This is a genomic window from Microbacterium sp. NPDC058345, assembly GCF_042723855.1.
In the GTDB taxonomy this organism is placed as follows: Bacteria; Actinomycetota; Actinomycetes; order Actinomycetales; family Microbacteriaceae; genus Microbacterium.
Window position 1 is genome coordinate 77,742 of the sequence record NZ_JBHXIG010000002.1, and the last position, 13,611, is coordinate 91,352.

The window sequence follows — 13,611 nt, forward strand, 5'->3', positions numbered from 1 at the left end:
CGAACGGTGCGGCGCCCTTCGCTGCATCCGGTCTAATCCAGGATGCGGCAGTGCGTGGTCAGCTCGCCGATGCCGTCGATGCCGACCGTGACGGTGGACCGGTCGCGCAGGAAGATCTGCGGGTCGCGGGAATAGCCGGCGCCGCCGGGGCTGCCGGTGGAGATCAGGGTGCCGGGAAGCAGCGTGATCGAGGTCGAGAGGTGCGCGATCAGCGTCGAGACCGGACGCACCATCTGCCCGGTCGACGCGTCCTGCACGGTGTGGCCGTCGACGACGGTCCAGATGTGCAGATCCTGCGGATCGGGCACCTCGTCTGCGGTGACCGCGAACGGACCGGTCGGCGTGAACCCGTCGAAGGACTTGCAGCGCGACCACTGCGCCTCGGCGAACTGGATGTCACGGGCGGTGATGTCGTTGACGACCGTATAGCCCCAGACCACATCGAGTGCGTCATCGGCGGAGATGTCCTTGGCAGGGCGACCGATGATGACACCGAGCTCGGCCTCGTAGTCGACCGACTCGCTGAGCGAGCGCGGCCACGCGGTCGTCTGTCCGTGACCGGACAGTGAATTCGGCCACAGCGTGAACACGGTGGGCGCGGTGTCGGTCTTCAGACCCAACTCGCTGGAGTGTGCGGCGTAGTTCAGACCGACGGCGAGCACCGCGGGAGGGGCGATCACGGCCGAGGCGAAGCCGAAGCCTGCGAGCGGATGCCGCGGCGCGTCGCCCCGCGCCAGCGCATCGCGCACCTGCGCGAGGAGGCCGTCACCACCGTCGATGAGCTCCTGGAGCGTCGACGGGCTGGGGGAGAGGAGGTCGCTGACGAGTACGGCGTCCTCGCCGTCGACGACGGCGAGGTGGACGGAATCGGACTCGGGGGCGCGCAGATGGGCAAACCGCATTCTTCTACGCTACCGGCCATCGCGCCGGTGACGCCTCAGACGACCTCTAGGCTTTCAGCATGAGCTTTGGAGGAGAGCCCCCGGCGTACTCGCCGCCGCCCGCGGAAGAGCCGGCACCGCCGCCGCAGCCATCGCCGCAGGCCACCCCTGCGCAGCGGTCCCGCCCGGTGTACGGCCAGCCTCCGCAGCCGGTCTACGGGCAGCCGCCGCGGCCGGTGTACGGCCAGCCTCCGCAGCCGGTGTACGGGCAGCCGACGCACCAGCCGGGATACGCGCCGTCCGGCTTTGCATCGGCGCTCGACCGGCCGACCGGCTACGCGCCGCCACCGCCCCAGGCGCCGTCACCGGCCCCCGCGATGCCGGCTCTCCCGCTTCCGGTGCGCAAGGGCCGCTCGGCCTCCATCTGGCTCTTCGGCGTCCTCGGCTTCGCGATGCTCGCGCTGATCGCGTACTTCGCGATCCTGCTGGGAACCGGAGCATCCGTCACCGGCATGGTGCTCGCGCTGGTGCCGCTGAGCATCGTGCTCTTCGGCGTGCGCCTCATCGACCGCTGGGAGCCTGAACCGCGCAGCCTCGTCGTCTTCGCTCTGGCCTGGGGAGCCGTCGCATCGATCGGGCTCACGCTGCTCTTCGATCTCGCGCTCACCGTGGCGGTCGGCCTGCGCAACGACTTCTTCAGTGCCGTCGTCCAGGCCCCGTTCGTCGAGGAGATTACCAAGGGGCTCGGAGTCTTCCTGGTGTTCGCGATCGGGCGTCGCGCCTTCGACGGGCCCGTGGACGGCATCGTCTACGGGGCGCTGGTCGGTGCAGGCTTCGCGTTCACCGAGAACATCCAGTACTTCGGGATCAGCCTCATCGAAGGGGGCGCACTTCAGCTCACCATGACGTTCGTGCTGCGCGGGCTGGTCTCGCCGTTCGCGCACGCGATGTTCACAGCCCTGACGGGGTTCGCGATGGGACTCGCCGCGCGCAGAGGGAGCGAACCAGGGGGTGTCATCGGCGCCGGGGCGATGGGCGTGCTGGGCGCGATCGCCCTGCACGCCTTCTGGAACGGGTCGTCGCTGCTGGGCGACTTCCTGGTGCTCTACATCACGACGCAGGTGCCGCTGTTCGTCGGCTTCATCCTCGGCATCATCGCACTGCGTCGCGAAGAGGCCAGACTCACCCGGCTGCGTCTGAACGACTACGCCGCCGCGGGATGGTTCACCCCTGAGGAGGTCGTCATGCTGGCCACGCCGGCCGGCCGCAAGGCCGGGATGCAGTGGGCCGCAGGTCTGCGAGGAGACCGCCGGAGGCTGATGCGATCGTTCATCCACGATGCGGCCGCACTTGCTGCGGTGCGGCAGCGGGCGCTGCACGGGCATGATGCGTACGCGGCCTCTGACGAGCAGGCGCTGCTGAACCGCGCTCGGGCCACTCGCGCGCAACTGCTGGCGTACTGACACCGCGCAGCGCAGATTCACCGCCGGGCGCAGACTCAGCCCCGGTGCAGACTCAGCGCCCGGTGCTGCGGCGATGCCTGCGAGTCTCCCGGGCGCTGAGTTGGTCTACAGACAGGGTGCACGCGACCGAAGCGGAAGTCAAGAGCCCCATGCGCCCGTCGCGAGTCAGAGGTCCTCGACGATGACGTCCAGAGCCACGCCGGCGCACGAGATGCGCGGCAGATCGGCGAGGCGGCTGCCGCGCACGGTATCGCCCGTCGCGCTGCGAGGATTCGTCGAGACGACGACGCGACCGAGGCCGTTGGTCAGCGTGACCTGCTGTCCGAGTGCGGCGAACCGCGGGGTGAGCTCCCGCTCGACTTCGGAGACGAGCAGATCCAGGCCGGCGACGCCGAGCTGGGCTCCGTCGGCGGTCGCGGGAACGGCGACCGTGATCGTGTACTCGTCGCTGCAGAGATAGTCGACGTAGGGGCCGGCGACATGCGGTGCGCCAGTCGACATGGGGATGCGGTACCACTCGAGCTCGCTGTAGTCGATGTGCTCCTTGTTCACCGACTGCGAGGCCAGCACCAGCCTGCGACGCTCCGCCCCCTGCCACCACGCGAGGTGGCTGTGCGCATCGGAGAGCAGGTCGATCGCGGCGATGAACCCGGCGCCGTACACCGGCACGTTCGGAAGATCGAGCGTGCGCAGCGCATAGGGCTCGATGAGCGAGTCCAGTCGCGCGCGAGTGAGCCCGCCGTCGTGCAGCGCCGCGGCGAGCTGCTCCGATACGGGGTCGATCCAGCTGAGCAGCATCCGGATCGGGTCGCCGAAGTAGTCTTCGACGATCTTGGCGGCGGCTGCCGGGGCGGTGCTCGTCTTGGTGCTCATCGCGTCCTCCTGTGCACGTCGATGGGGGTACCGGTCACGGGGATGCCGGAGAGGTGATCTGGATGTCGATCAGCGTGTCGATGACATCGGCGACCATGCGCTCGGTGCGTCGGCCGGCCTCATCGGGTTCACCGTCCTCGACCGCGTCGAGGACGGCGTTGAGACTGTCGGCCTGGCGTCGCAGCCCTGCGGCGTCCGTGCCGACGAGTCGCAGATAGGGAGAGAACTCCGCCTGCAGCTTCATCTGCTCCCTGGTGAGCCTCGCCGACTGGCTGAGCGAGACGAGCTCGACCTGCACGTCGTCGAGAAGACGTCGCTGCTGCTCGGCGTCGAGCACCTCCAAGCGCTCGAGGCGCTCGCGCACGTGTCTGGCCTCGCTCGGATCGGCTCTGCGCGCGGCGAGCCGCACGGCGGCGGCTGTGATCGCCGCATAGTGCGCACCCATGTCGCGCAGCGTGAGACGCGAGGTCGTGCGCAGCTGATCCCGCGCGAACGCCAGCGGATCCGCGTCGTCCGCGACGAAGCTTCCTCCGTGCCGGCCCCGGCGGGTCACGATCAATCCCCGGCCTCGCACCGCCAGCAGCGCCTCGCGCACGGTGACGGGGGCGACGCCGAAGCTGCGGGCCAGCTCCGACTCGGACGGCAGTCGCTCGCCGGCGCGCAGATGCCCTCGATTGATGGCATCGACGAGCCGGCGCTCGACCAGCTCGGCGCGACCCTCGTCGCCGATCGGCTGGAAGAGCGCGCCATGAAGTCGATGCGGCTGACGATCCCGTCCCGGTTCGGCGGCCGGGATGGCCGACGCGGGGGAGGCGCTCCCGGGCGACGACGTCAGCGATTCCATCCCTGGATTCTTGCACTTCGCCGGCCTCGTTGCGACCACTTGAAATATGACCTACGGTTTTATATGTTTTACGAACCTTCCGAGTTCGATGAAGATCGAGGAGCACGACATGACGACTGCCGCACCCGCCGCGCCGGCTGCGACCGACGACACCGCACACCGGGGGAGCGTGTCGTTGCGCGGCCTCACGAAGTCCTTCGGTGAGTTCACCGCCGTGCGCGACCTCGACCTGGACGTCGCGCCAGGGCAGTTCCTGTCCATGCTCGGTCCCTCGGGGTCGGGCAAGACGACGGTACTGCGTGTGATCGCGGGATTCGAGGACGCCACCGCGGGCAGCGTGCACCTCTCGGGCAAGGACGTCACCCGCACGCCTCCGCACGCTCGGGACGTCAACACCGTCTTCCAGGACTACGCGCTGTTCCCGCACCTGACCATCGCCGAGAACGTCGGCTACGGACTGCGGGTGCGCGGCACCGCGAAGGCCTCACGCGAGGAGGAGGTGGCGGACGCGCTGCGACGCGTGCGTCTCGACCATGTCGCCGCTCGACTCCCGCACCAGCTCTCCGGCGGTCAGCGGCAGCGCATCGCCCTCGCGAGAGCGTTGATCCTGCGCCCGCAGGTGCTGCTGCTCGACGAGCCCCTCGGCGCACTCGACAAGCAGCTGCGGGAGCAGATGCAGATCGAGCTCAAGCAGATCCAGCGCGAGGTCGGCATCACTTTCGTCTTCGTCACCCACGATCAGGAGGAGGCGCTCACCCTGAGCGATCGCGTCGCCGTGTTCAACAACGGCCGCATCGAGCAGATCGGCAGCCCCCGCGAGGTCTATGAGAACCCGCAGACGGAGTTCGTCGCCCGTTTCCTCGGTCTGTCGAACCTCGTCGCGGGCGATCTCGCGGAAGAGCTCACCGCCGATCGGCGGACGATGAGCATCCGCCCCGAGCGTGTGCGCCTGCAGTCGCCGACCGAGCCGCTCGCCGACGGTGACGTCGGCCTTCCCGGCAGCGTCAGCGAGGTCGTCTACACCGGCCCGGCGACCCGGTACCTCATCTCGGCCGACGCCGGCGTGGACATCATCGCCGAGCAGCCGAACTCGAACCGACCCGCGGAGGAGCAGATCCTTCGCCGCGGAGACCCCATCCGCGCCGTGTGGAACCCCTCGCACGCCGCGCGGCTTCCCTGAGAACACCCCATCCGCAGATCACGAAGGAGCGATCCCATGCGCAAGAAGATCCTGGCCACCGCGGCGATGGCCGCGGCAGCCGTACTCACCCTCTCCGCCTGTTCCGGCGCCGATGCCCCGGCCGCCGGAGGCGGAGACGGCCAGCTGCAGATCGACGTTCCCGACATCCCCATGATGAAGGAGCTCGGCGACAACGAGAAGGAGGTGAACATCGTCGCGTGGTCGGGCTTCGTCGAGCCGGCGTGGAGCGATGAGTTCACCGAGATGACCGGCTGCACCGTCAACCGCCGTGTCGCGGGAACCAGCGACGAGATGGTCCAGCTGATGCGCACCGGCGACTACGACCTGGTCTCCGCCTCCGGCGACGCGAGTCTGCGCCTGATCGCCGGCGGCGACGTGCAGCCGCTCAATCTCGATCTGATCCCGAACTTCGGCGACGACATCGTGGAGGGCATGAAGGGACAGCTGTACGACACCATCAACGGCCAGTCCTACGGCATCCCGATCGGGCGAGGTGCGAACATCCTGCAGTACAACAGCGAGGTCGTCACCGAGGAGCCCACCAGCTGGGACGTCGCCTGGGAGAAGGACAGCCCGCACGCCGGCAAGGTGATCGCCTACGACGCGCCCATCTACATCGCGGACGCCGCCGTCTACCTCATGGCTCACGAACCCGAGCTCGGAATCGAGAACCCGTACGCACTCGACGAGAAGCAGCTCGACGCGGCCATCGACCTGCTCAAGCAGCAGAACGAGATCGTCTCGGAGTACTGGTCCGACCCCGCCGCGCAGGTCACCTCGTTCGCCGGCGGCACGACGGTGCTGGGCACCTCGTGGGAGGTGCTGCGCAAGCTCACGCAGGATGACAAGTTCAAGAGCGTGCTGCCCGAGGAGGGGTCGACCGGCTGGTCTGACGCGTGGATGCTGGCCGCGGAGTCTCAGAACCCGAACTGCGCGTACGCGTGGATGGACTACGCCTCCTCTCCCGAGGTCAACGGCGCGATCGCGATGAACTTCGGCATGGCGCCGGCCAACGCCGCGTTCTGCGAGACCAGCGACGAGGCCAAGGCGCACTGCGACTACTTCAACGCCACGAACGAGGAGTACTTCAAGAAGGTGTGGTTCTGGACCACCCCGATCGAGCAGTGCATCGACGGCCGCACCGACGTCACCTGCACCAACTTCCAGCAGTGGACCGACGCCTGGCTGACCGTCAAGGGCTGATCCCACCTGTTCCGGGGCGAGGACTCGTCATCCTCGCCCCGGAACTCGAATCGACCACGACAGGATCGACATGAAGCGCCGCGCACGGATCGCGGGCCTGCTGGCCCTGCCGATGACCTGGCTCATCGGGATCTACATCTTCTCGCTCGTGATGCTGCTGGTCACCGCGTTCTGGGTGACCGACCCCTTCACCTCCAAGGTGAAGCCCGGTTTCACGATGCGCAACTTCGAGCAGCTCGTCGCCAACCCGGCGTACCTGTCGACGTCCCTCCGCACCCTCGGCATCGCCCTGGGGGTGACCGCGCTCGCGATCGTCATCTCGGTGCCGCTCGGCATCTTCATGGCGAAGGTCGCCTCCCCCTGGCTTCGAGCGGTCCTCGCCGTGTCCATTACGCTTCCGCTGTGGGCGGGGTATCTGGTGAAGGTGCTCGCCATGCGCATCACCTTCACGCAGGAGGGCTTCTTCAACTGGATGCTGTCACCGCTCGGCATCGAGGGTCCCGGCTTCACGCTGTTCACCGTCGTGTTGACGCTCACCTACCTCTGGCTGCCCTACATGGCCGTGCCGGTGTACACCGCGATCCGGCAGCTGCCGCCGAGTCTCTTCGACGCCTCGGCCGATCTCGGCGCCGGTTCCTGGCGCACGATCCGCTCGGTCGTGCTGCCTCTGATCAAGCCGGCGATCATCGCCGGCTCGGTGTTCACCTTCTCACTGAGTCTCGGCGACTACCTCGTGGCCAAGTTCGTCGGGGGTGACACGCAGATGATCGGCAGCGTGATCGCCTCGAACATCAACCTCAACCCTCCGCTCGCGGCGGCGTTCTCACTAGTGCCGATCGCGTTCGTCGTGATCTACCTGGTGAGCGTGCAGCGCACCGGCGCCCTGGAAAGGATGTGAGCGCATCATGCTGAGACTCTCGCGCACCGCGAAGATCCTCCTCGGTGTCATCGTCGTCGTCATCCTCGCGTTCATGTACATCCCGCTGATGCTGGTGATGCTCAACTCGTTCAACGCCGCCCGCATCGCGAGCTGGCCGGTGTCGGGCTTCTCGCTGGAATGGTGGGGCAAGGCGTTCACGAGCCGCCCGGTGCGCGATGCGCTGCTGAACTCGGTGCTGGTGGCGGCCGGAGCCACCGTGATCGCCGTCGTGCTCGGCACCCTGGTGGCGTTCGCGCTCCAGCGGCATCGCTTCTTCGGCCAGCGGGCGGTGAACCTGCTGGTGGTGCTGCCCATCGCCCTGCCGGGGATCGTCACCGGTGTGGCGCTGAACAACACCTACAACCAGATGCTGGAGCCGATCGGCATCCAGGTCGGGTTCTACGGCATGATCATCGCGCACGGCACGTTCTGCATCGTGATGGTTTTCAACAACGTGCTCGCCCGCCTGCGGCGGCTGAACCCGAGCATCGAGGAGGCGTCGAAGGATCTCGGGGCCACACCCTGGCAGACGTTCCGCCTGGTCACCTTCCCGCAGTTCCGCAGCGCCCTCGTCGCCGGTGCGATCCTCGCGTTCGCGCTGAGTTTCGACGAGGTGTACGTGACGATCTTCACCGCCCCTCCCGGTGTCGACACCCTGCCGCTGTGGATCATGAACCAGATGGCGAGGCCCAATGAGGCGAACGTCGTGAACGTCGTCGCCACGATCGTGATCCTCGCCTCGTTCATACCCGTCTGGGTCTCGCAGCGGCTCGCCCGTGACGTCACCGAGCGAGATGGGTGATTTCGCCCTCAGCGGAGCGAGCGCGTTGACCGTGGCGCATGACCTCGGGTTGGATGTACCCATGACTGAACGCACGAAGCCTGAGTTCGACGCCCCGACCGGCCCCGCACCTGCAGAGCTCGTCATCCGCGACATCATCACCGGAGACGGTGACGAGGCGAAGCCCGGCGACACGGTCACCGTGCACTACGCCGGTGTCGAGTTCGATTCCGGCGAGGAGTTCGACTCCTCGTGGGGTCGAGGCGAGACGATCCAGTTCCCGCTGCGCGGTCTCATCCAGGGCTGGCAGGAAGGCATCCCCGGCATGAAGGTCGGCGGGCGCCGCGAGCTGGTCATCCCGCCGCACCTGGCCTACGGGCCCGCCGGCGCCGGGCACTTCCTCTCGGGCAAGACCCTGATCTTCATCATCGACCTGGTCGCCGTCGGCTGACTCGGCCCCGTCGGCAGAGCATCTCCGAGCCCCGCCCGCGCCCTGCGGGCGGGGCTTCTTCGCGCCCGCCGGGAATATATTCATCTGCATGTAAGTTGGGGTTCTGTGTGCAGCAGGATGCCGCACCGAGTTCTGAGGAGAAACACATGTCGATCGAGATCCCCGGCTACCGTCCCGGCACCTGGGTCCTGGACCCCTCGCACAGCGAGGTCACCTTCAGCGTCCGCCACATGATGATCTCGAAGGTGCGTGGCACCTTCGGCATCAAGGAGGCGACGCTCGTCGCGCCGGAGAACCCGCTCGAGGCCAAGGTCGAGGCGAAGGTGGACGTCACCTCCATCGACACGAACGACGACAACCGCGACGCCCACCTGCGCTCCGCGGACTTCTTCGACGTCGAGAACCACCCCGACATGACGTTCGTCTCCACGAGCGCGCGCAGCGAGAACGGCGACTTTTTCGTCGACGGCGACCTGACCATCCGCGGCGTCACCAAGCCGGTCAGCTTCGCGTTCGACTTCGGCGGCTTCGGTCAGGATCCCTACGGGAACTACAAGGCGGGCGCCTCGGCGACGGCAGTGATCAACCGCGAGGACTTCGGCCTCACCTGGAACGCCGCGCTCGAGACCGGCGGGGTGCTCGTCGGCAAGGAGATCACCATCAGCCTCGATCTGCAGGGGACACTGCAGGTCTGATCGCGTCGGCGTCACCGAACCCCGGGTCCGTCAGGGCTCGGGGTTCGTTGCGTCGTACGCGTGGAACCGCGGGGTGAGCCGTGCGAGGGCGGCGACCACGCCGATCACCAGGAATCCCCCGAGCAGAGGCGGAAACCACAGTGACGTCAACGTGGCGATCGTCCCGGCGTAGAGGGCGCCGACACGCGGACCCCCGGCGACGACGATGATGAACACGCCCTGCAGCCGGCCCCGCATCGCATCCGGTACGGCGGCCTGCATCATCGTGTTGCGGTAGATGGAGCTGATGTTGTCGCAGGCGCCGGACAGGGCGAGCGCGACGCACGCGAGGACGATCAGGGCCAGGTTGGGCGAGCCTTCCGACGCCGGCGGCAGGTACACGCCCGCCAGCAGCACGGCGCCGAACAGCGCGATCGCTCCGCCGTACGCCTGCACGGCACGGGAGATGCCGCGGCCGTGCCACCGGTACTGCACGACGCGGCCCGAGAACAGGCTCGAGGTGAAGGTGCCGACGGCGACCGCAGCGGTGAGGATGCCGGTGGTGATGGCGCCGCCGCCGAGCAGGACGGTTCCGAGCGCGGGGAAGAGCGCGAGCGGCTGCCCGAACGTCATCGCGGCGATGTCCATCAGGTATTGCATGCGGATGTTGCCCGCACGCCGCAGGAACCGCCATCCGTCCACGAGCGAGGCGAGACCGGGGCGCACGATCTCGCCCTCCGGCCGCAGCGCGGGAAGCGTCCACAGCCCGAGGAACATCGACAGCATGAGCACGACATCGATCGTGTAGGTCCAGCCGAATCCGGTGAGGGCGACCAGCATGCCCGCCACCGCGGGGCCCACCATCACGGTCAGCCCGAACGAGATGCCGTTGAGCGCCGAGGCGGCCGCCAGCCGATCGCGGCTGATCAGCCGCGGCACGATGGCGGTGCGCGTCGCCATGCCGACGGAGTTGGCGGCCGCCGTGATCATGCTCAGCGCATACAGCCACCAGATGGTCTCGGTGTGCGTCCAGGTGAGCGCGGCGAGCAGGGCGGTGGAGGCGAAGGCGACGGATGCCGCGATGAGCGCGACCCTGCGACGGTCGAACGCGTCGGCGAGCATGCCACCGTAGAGTCCGGCGAGGATCATCGGCACGAGGCCGGCGACCGCGATCATCGACACGGCGAACGTGCTCGCGGTCAGTTCGAACACATGGAGCATGACGGTCACGATGGTCAGCTGGCCACCGATTCCCGCCAGGGACGAGCCGATCCACATCCGCGCGAAAGCAGGGGACGACCGCAAGGGGGAGATGTCGATCAGGTGACCGCGGGAGAACTGCACTCACCGAGGTTATCGAGTGCGCGAGGCACCGCAGCCGGTCGGCGGCATCCGCGAGCGCCTGGTAGACTGTTTCGGTTGCCGTTTGATCGGCCGCGGATAAAGAGAGCCTGCGCATTCGGCGTCGGGCACCGCGCAACAAGCAGAGAGGGGATCGAATCTATGGCACTGGAAGCAGACGTCAAGAAGGCGATCATCGAAGAGTACGCGACGCACCCCGGTGACACCGGATCCCCCGAGGTGCAGGCCGCAATGCTGACGCAGCGCATCAAGGACCTCACCGAGCACCTCAAGGAGCACAAGCACGACCACCACTCGCGTCGTGGGCTGTTCCTGCTCGTCGGTCAGCGTCGTCGTCTGCTCGGTTACCTCCAGAGCGTGGACATCGAGCGTTACCGCTCGCTGATCCAGCGTCTCGGACTGCGCCGATAGCGACCAGCGTTCAATCGCGCAAAACGTTCTTGGAAGGCCTCCCCACGGTGTGGGGAGGCCTTCGTCATTCCCGGGCGCTCTTGCGGCGGATGCTTGACGTGGCACACGGGTTCCCTTAGGAAAGAAGTATCGGTTTCCACAGGGAAAGTACGGGGAACATGGAACGACGACCCCAACAGGGAACTCCGCCGCTCGATCCGCCGTCCGCGGTCACGGCGCAGGCATACCTCGACGAGTCCGTGCGTGTCGTGCGGTGGCGAGAAGAGCGCATCGATCGGCGCTCGGCCGCCCGCCTGCGGCTCTTCGAGGGCGTCGGCCTCAGCGTCTACATCACCGCGCTCATGCTCGTCTTCCCCCCCCGGATGGTCGCGGCGACGCGATCGCCATCGTGGCGCCGCTGCTGATCTGGACGCAACTCGCGGCCACGCTGAACGACGAGTACGGTTATCGGCGCCGCGGACGGGACCAGCGGGCCCGAACCGCCGTCGTGGCGCTCATTCTGACGGTGATGGTCGGCGCGCTCGCCCTGCTCGTCGTCGGTGTGGACGTCCCCCTCGCGGCGCGCCTGGTGCCGGGAGCGCTCGCGTTCGCGGTCTTCGGCGCCCTGTCGTGGGACGAGTGGCGACGGGCAACGTCTGAGCCCGTCGAGAGGGCGCGCCAGCCCTTCGACCTGGGCGCTCGCCTGACCACGGCCGGCATCGGCGCGGCGCTGGCTGCGACGGCCGTGTGCGTCACAGCGACGGATGAGCTCTTGGCGGCCGTCGTCACGCTGCTCGTGATGCTGGCGATCACCGTGTGGCTCACCGTGTCGATCGCCACCGGCGGCAACCGCGTGGCCCTGTCGTGGGGGCCGCTCCTGTGGACCGCCTTCGCCGCTGCGAGCGCGAGCATCGTGATCCTGCTGATCCTCGCCCGGTTCACAGATCTTCCCCTCTGGTCCGCGGGCTCTGTCGCCGGCGTCCTCATCGCGTTGGTGTTCGCGATCGCCGCGGTGAGCGGAAGAGACCGTGACTGAGCGTTCCGGTGCATCGCATCCGCGCCTGCGTCTGGACGACCGCTTCGCGAGTCCGATCCGCTTCTCGCTCATGGCCGCGCTCGGTGAGGATCTCGAGCTCGACTTCGCCACGCTCGCCGGCATCCTGCAGGTCTCCGACTCGGCACTGAGCAAGGCGATCTCCGCGCTCGAGCAGGCGGACTACGTGAGAGTCCGCAAGGGCCAGGCGGGCGCGCGTCCGCGCACCTGGGTGACCGGCACCGCGCAGGGCGTTCGCGCATTCCGGGCGCACGTCGACGCTCTGCACGCGATCGTCGAGTACGGCGCCGGCGCGGGTCCGGCGTCGACCTGAACCCTCGCCCGAGATTCCGCCCCGCGCCGTCAGCTGCGCCGGGACCCCGTCGGGTCGTTGCGGTGGTCGCCGGTGGCGATCAGCTCGGCATCCGCGAACATCCATCGCGGACGCGGTTCGATGAGGGGCCGGAACACGCGCCGCACGGGCTTGGACGCGAGGACGAACGCCGTGGCCACCGAGAGCGCGGTGACCACCGGCAGCCAGATCCACGTCGGGTCGAGACCGCGCAGCACGCCCGATTCCCGGAACGGGTACAGCACGAAGGAGTGCAGCAGGTAGACGTACATCGTGTACTGCCCGAGGGTCGTCCACCACTGGCTGCGGCGAGGCAGGAGCGCGAAGAAGGCGGCGCTCAGCAGCAGGGCAAGGGCGATCACAGCGAGCCGGACCGCACCCGCCCACCACTGGTGGGTCCCGGTCAGGTCGGCGTACGAGTCCTCATAGAAGAACCAGTGCCGCAGGTCGACCGCGTCCCAGGTGGACAGTCCCGCCCAGCAGAGGAACGCCCAGCCGGCGAGTACGACGGCCGCGGCGGCGCGCAGCCACCAGGGCCGGTAGTCGATGAGACGCAGACGCCGCACGATGTCATGCTCGCGCAACCACCAGCCCAGGGTGAAGAAGAACAGCAGGCCGAGGGTGCGCGACAGCGAGAAGGTGCTGTCGACGTTGGAGAGATAGCCGACGCCGATCGAGATGGCCAGGGTCCACGCCAGCGGCCAGCGCAGCAGGGCGAGGTAGGGGAGGATGAGACGGAAGATGCCCAGGGCGAGCAGGAACCACAGAGTCCACGACGGCTGCGTGAGGTTCGGATCGGCGCGACCCTCGACGAGCCACTTGGTCAGGGCCCACAGCGCCTCGAAGATGAAGTAGGGCACCAGGATGTCGGTGATGACCCGCGACATCTGCCGCCTGTTGGGGCTCGCCGACTTCGAGAAGTAGCCGGAGATCATCGCGAAAGCAGGCATGTGGAACGCGTAGATCCACAGGTAGAACGCGTAGGAGATGTCGGAGTCGTAGGTGAGACGCTGGATTCCATGACCGAGCACGACGAGCACGATGCACGCGAAGCGCGCGTTGTCCCAGAACGGCACACGGCGCCGAGGGCGGGCGATCGAACCGGCGGCCGTCAGCGGCGGCTGCTCCGAGGTGCTGCTCATCGTTCGAGGCTACTGCGGGAATATTGTTGCCACCCACATGTT

16 protein-coding genes are annotated in these 13,611 nt (G+C 67.9%); 11 read left to right on the plus strand and 5 right to left on the minus strand.

What is annotated here, in order from left to right; all coding sequences use genetic code 11:
- Positions 1–32 precede the first annotated feature (32 nt).
- Positions 33–902, minus strand: a complete 870-nt coding sequence (locus ACFWH5_RS07900) for a fumarylacetoacetate hydrolase family protein (RefSeq protein WP_378833731.1) — start codon at positions 900–902, stop codon at positions 33–35.
- 59 nt (positions 903–961) lie between these two features.
- Here ACFWH5_RS07900 and ACFWH5_RS07905 point away from each other — a divergent pair, with 59 nt between their 5' ends.
- A complete protein-coding gene (locus tag ACFWH5_RS07905; RefSeq protein ID WP_378833733.1) occupies positions 962–2,344 on the plus strand; it encodes a PrsW family glutamic-type intramembrane protease in 1,383 nt (460 codons plus the stop codon).
- Positions 2,345–2,509: 165 nt separating this feature from the next.
- On the opposite strand, the gene ACFWH5_RS07910 is transcribed toward ACFWH5_RS07905, so the two are convergent.
- Together ACFWH5_RS07910 and ACFWH5_RS07915 are read right to left on the minus strand one after the other, a co-directional pair.
- Entirely contained in the window at positions 2,510–3,217 is a 708-nt protein-coding gene (locus ACFWH5_RS07910) for a cache domain-containing protein (RefSeq protein WP_378833734.1), read from the minus strand.
- Positions 3,218–3,251: 34 nt separating this feature from the next.
- Positions 3,252–4,061 (minus strand): FadR/GntR family transcriptional regulator, encoded by an 810-nt coding sequence (locus ACFWH5_RS07915; RefSeq protein WP_378833736.1) that lies wholly within the window; start codon positions 4,059–4,061, stop codon positions 3,252–3,254.
- Positions 4,062–4,170: 109 nt separating this feature from the next.
- Between ACFWH5_RS07915 and ACFWH5_RS07920 the strand changes: the two genes are divergently transcribed.
- The 6 genes from ACFWH5_RS07920 to ACFWH5_RS07945 all read left to right on the plus strand — a co-directional run bounded on the left by ACFWH5_RS07920 (position 4,171) and on the right by ACFWH5_RS07945 (position 9,311).
- A complete protein-coding gene (locus ACFWH5_RS07920) occupies positions 4,171–5,241 on the plus strand; it encodes an ABC transporter ATP-binding protein (RefSeq protein WP_378833738.1) in 1,071 nt (356 codons plus the stop codon).
- A gap of 36 nt (positions 5,242–5,277) precedes the next feature.
- Positions 5,278–6,465 carry an extracellular solute-binding protein gene (locus ACFWH5_RS07925; protein WP_378833740.1) on the plus strand — a complete coding sequence of 396 codons (1,188 nt, stop codon included), beginning with the start codon at positions 5,278–5,280 and terminating at the stop codon, positions 6,463–6,465.
- Positions 6,466–6,535: 70 nt separating this feature from the next.
- Entirely contained in the window at positions 6,536–7,363 is an 828-nt protein-coding gene (locus ACFWH5_RS07930) for an ABC transporter permease (protein ID WP_378833743.1), read from the plus strand.
- Between the two features lie 7 nt (positions 7,364–7,370).
- The gene (locus tag ACFWH5_RS07935; RefSeq protein ID WP_378833746.1) at positions 7,371–8,186 is read left to right on the plus strand and encodes an ABC transporter permease; all 816 of its coding nucleotides are present in this window, start codon (positions 7,371–7,373) and stop codon (positions 8,184–8,186) included.
- Between the two features lie 61 nt (positions 8,187–8,247).
- Positions 8,248–8,616, plus strand: a complete 369-nt coding sequence (locus tag ACFWH5_RS07940; protein WP_378833747.1) for an FKBP-type peptidyl-prolyl cis-trans isomerase — start codon at positions 8,248–8,250, stop codon at positions 8,614–8,616.
- 146 nt (positions 8,617–8,762) lie between these two features.
- The gene (locus tag ACFWH5_RS07945) at positions 8,763–9,311 is read left to right on the plus strand and encodes a YceI family protein (RefSeq protein ID WP_378833748.1); all 549 of its coding nucleotides are present in this window, start codon (positions 8,763–8,765) and stop codon (positions 9,309–9,311) included.
- 30 nt (positions 9,312–9,341) lie between these two features.
- On the opposite strand, the gene ACFWH5_RS07950 is transcribed toward ACFWH5_RS07945, so the two are convergent.
- Positions 9,342–10,634, minus strand: a complete 1,293-nt coding sequence (locus ACFWH5_RS07950) for an MFS transporter (protein WP_378833751.1) — start codon at positions 10,632–10,634, stop codon at positions 9,342–9,344.
- A gap of 159 nt (positions 10,635–10,793) precedes the next feature.
- Between ACFWH5_RS07950 and rpsO the strand changes: the two genes are divergently transcribed.
- The 4 genes from rpsO (at position 10,794) to ACFWH5_RS07970 (ending at position 12,409) form a co-directional block, all read left to right on the plus strand.
- Positions 10,794–11,063 carry a 30S ribosomal protein S15 gene (gene rpsO / locus ACFWH5_RS07955; RefSeq protein WP_144795440.1) on the plus strand — a complete coding sequence of 90 codons (270 nt, stop codon included), beginning with the start codon at positions 10,794–10,796 and terminating at the stop codon, positions 11,061–11,063.
- Positions 11,064–11,221: 158 nt separating this feature from the next.
- The gene (locus ACFWH5_RS07960) at positions 11,222–11,467 is read left to right on the plus strand and encodes a hypothetical protein (RefSeq protein WP_378833754.1); all 246 of its coding nucleotides are present in this window, start codon (positions 11,222–11,224) and stop codon (positions 11,465–11,467) included.
- Positions 11,452–12,078, plus strand: coding sequence for a hypothetical protein (locus tag ACFWH5_RS07965; protein ID WP_378833756.1), 627 nt, complete (start codon positions 11,452–11,454; stop codon positions 12,076–12,078). The genes ACFWH5_RS07960 and ACFWH5_RS07965 overlap by 16 nt, the downstream gene beginning before the upstream one ends.
- Positions 12,071–12,409, plus strand: a complete 339-nt coding sequence (locus ACFWH5_RS07970) for a transcriptional regulator (protein WP_378833758.1) — start codon at positions 12,071–12,073, stop codon at positions 12,407–12,409. Before ACFWH5_RS07965 ends, ACFWH5_RS07970 begins: the two co-directional genes overlap by 8 nt.
- Positions 12,410–12,438: 29 nt before the next feature.
- Here the strand turns inward: ACFWH5_RS07970 and ACFWH5_RS07975 are convergent, their stop codons facing one another.
- The gene (locus ACFWH5_RS07975; RefSeq protein ID WP_378833760.1) at positions 12,439–13,569 is read right to left on the minus strand and encodes an acyltransferase family protein; all 1,131 of its coding nucleotides are present in this window, start codon (positions 13,567–13,569) and stop codon (positions 12,439–12,441) included.
- Between the last annotated feature and the right edge of the window lie 42 nt (positions 13,570–13,611).

Bases quoted from the DNA above. Each gene is read 5' to 3' on its own strand.
- ACFWH5_RS07960 (WP_378833754.1), top strand. From the start codon at position 11,222: ATGGAACGACGACCCCAACAGGGAACTCCGCCGCTCGATCCGCCGTCC.
- rpsO (WP_144795440.1), top strand. From the start codon at position 10,794: ATGGCACTGGAAGCAGACGTCAAGAAGGCGATCATCGAAGAGTACGCG.
- ACFWH5_RS07930 (WP_378833743.1), top strand. From the start codon at position 6,536: ATGAAGCGCCGCGCACGGATCGCGGGCCTGCTGGCCCTGCCGATGACC.
- ACFWH5_RS07900 (WP_378833731.1), bottom strand. From the start codon at position 902: ATGCGGTTTGCCCATCTGCGCGCCCCCGAGTCCGATTCCGTCCACCTC.
- ACFWH5_RS07920 (WP_378833738.1), top strand. From the start codon at position 4,171: ATGACGACTGCCGCACCCGCCGCGCCGGCTGCGACCGACGACACCGCA.
- ACFWH5_RS07935 (WP_378833746.1), top strand. From the start codon at position 7,371: ATGCTGAGACTCTCGCGCACCGCGAAGATCCTCCTCGGTGTCATCGTC.
- ACFWH5_RS07905 (WP_378833733.1), top strand. From the start codon at position 962: ATGAGCTTTGGAGGAGAGCCCCCGGCGTACTCGCCGCCGCCCGCGGAA.
- ACFWH5_RS07925 (WP_378833740.1), top strand. From the start codon at position 5,278: ATGCGCAAGAAGATCCTGGCCACCGCGGCGATGGCCGCGGCAGCCGTA.
- ACFWH5_RS07975 (WP_378833760.1), bottom strand. From the start codon at position 13,569: ATGAGCAGCACCTCGGAGCAGCCGCCGCTGACGGCCGCCGGTTCGATC.
- ACFWH5_RS07940 (WP_378833747.1), top strand. From the start codon at position 8,248: ATGACTGAACGCACGAAGCCTGAGTTCGACGCCCCGACCGGCCCCGCA.
- ACFWH5_RS07915 (WP_378833736.1), bottom strand. From the start codon at position 4,061: ATGGAATCGCTGACGTCGTCGCCCGGGAGCGCCTCCCCCGCGTCGGCC.
- ACFWH5_RS07910 (WP_378833734.1), bottom strand. From the start codon at position 3,217: ATGAGCACCAAGACGAGCACCGCCCCGGCAGCCGCCGCCAAGATCGTC.
- ACFWH5_RS07945 (WP_378833748.1), top strand. From the start codon at position 8,763: ATGTCGATCGAGATCCCCGGCTACCGTCCCGGCACCTGGGTCCTGGAC.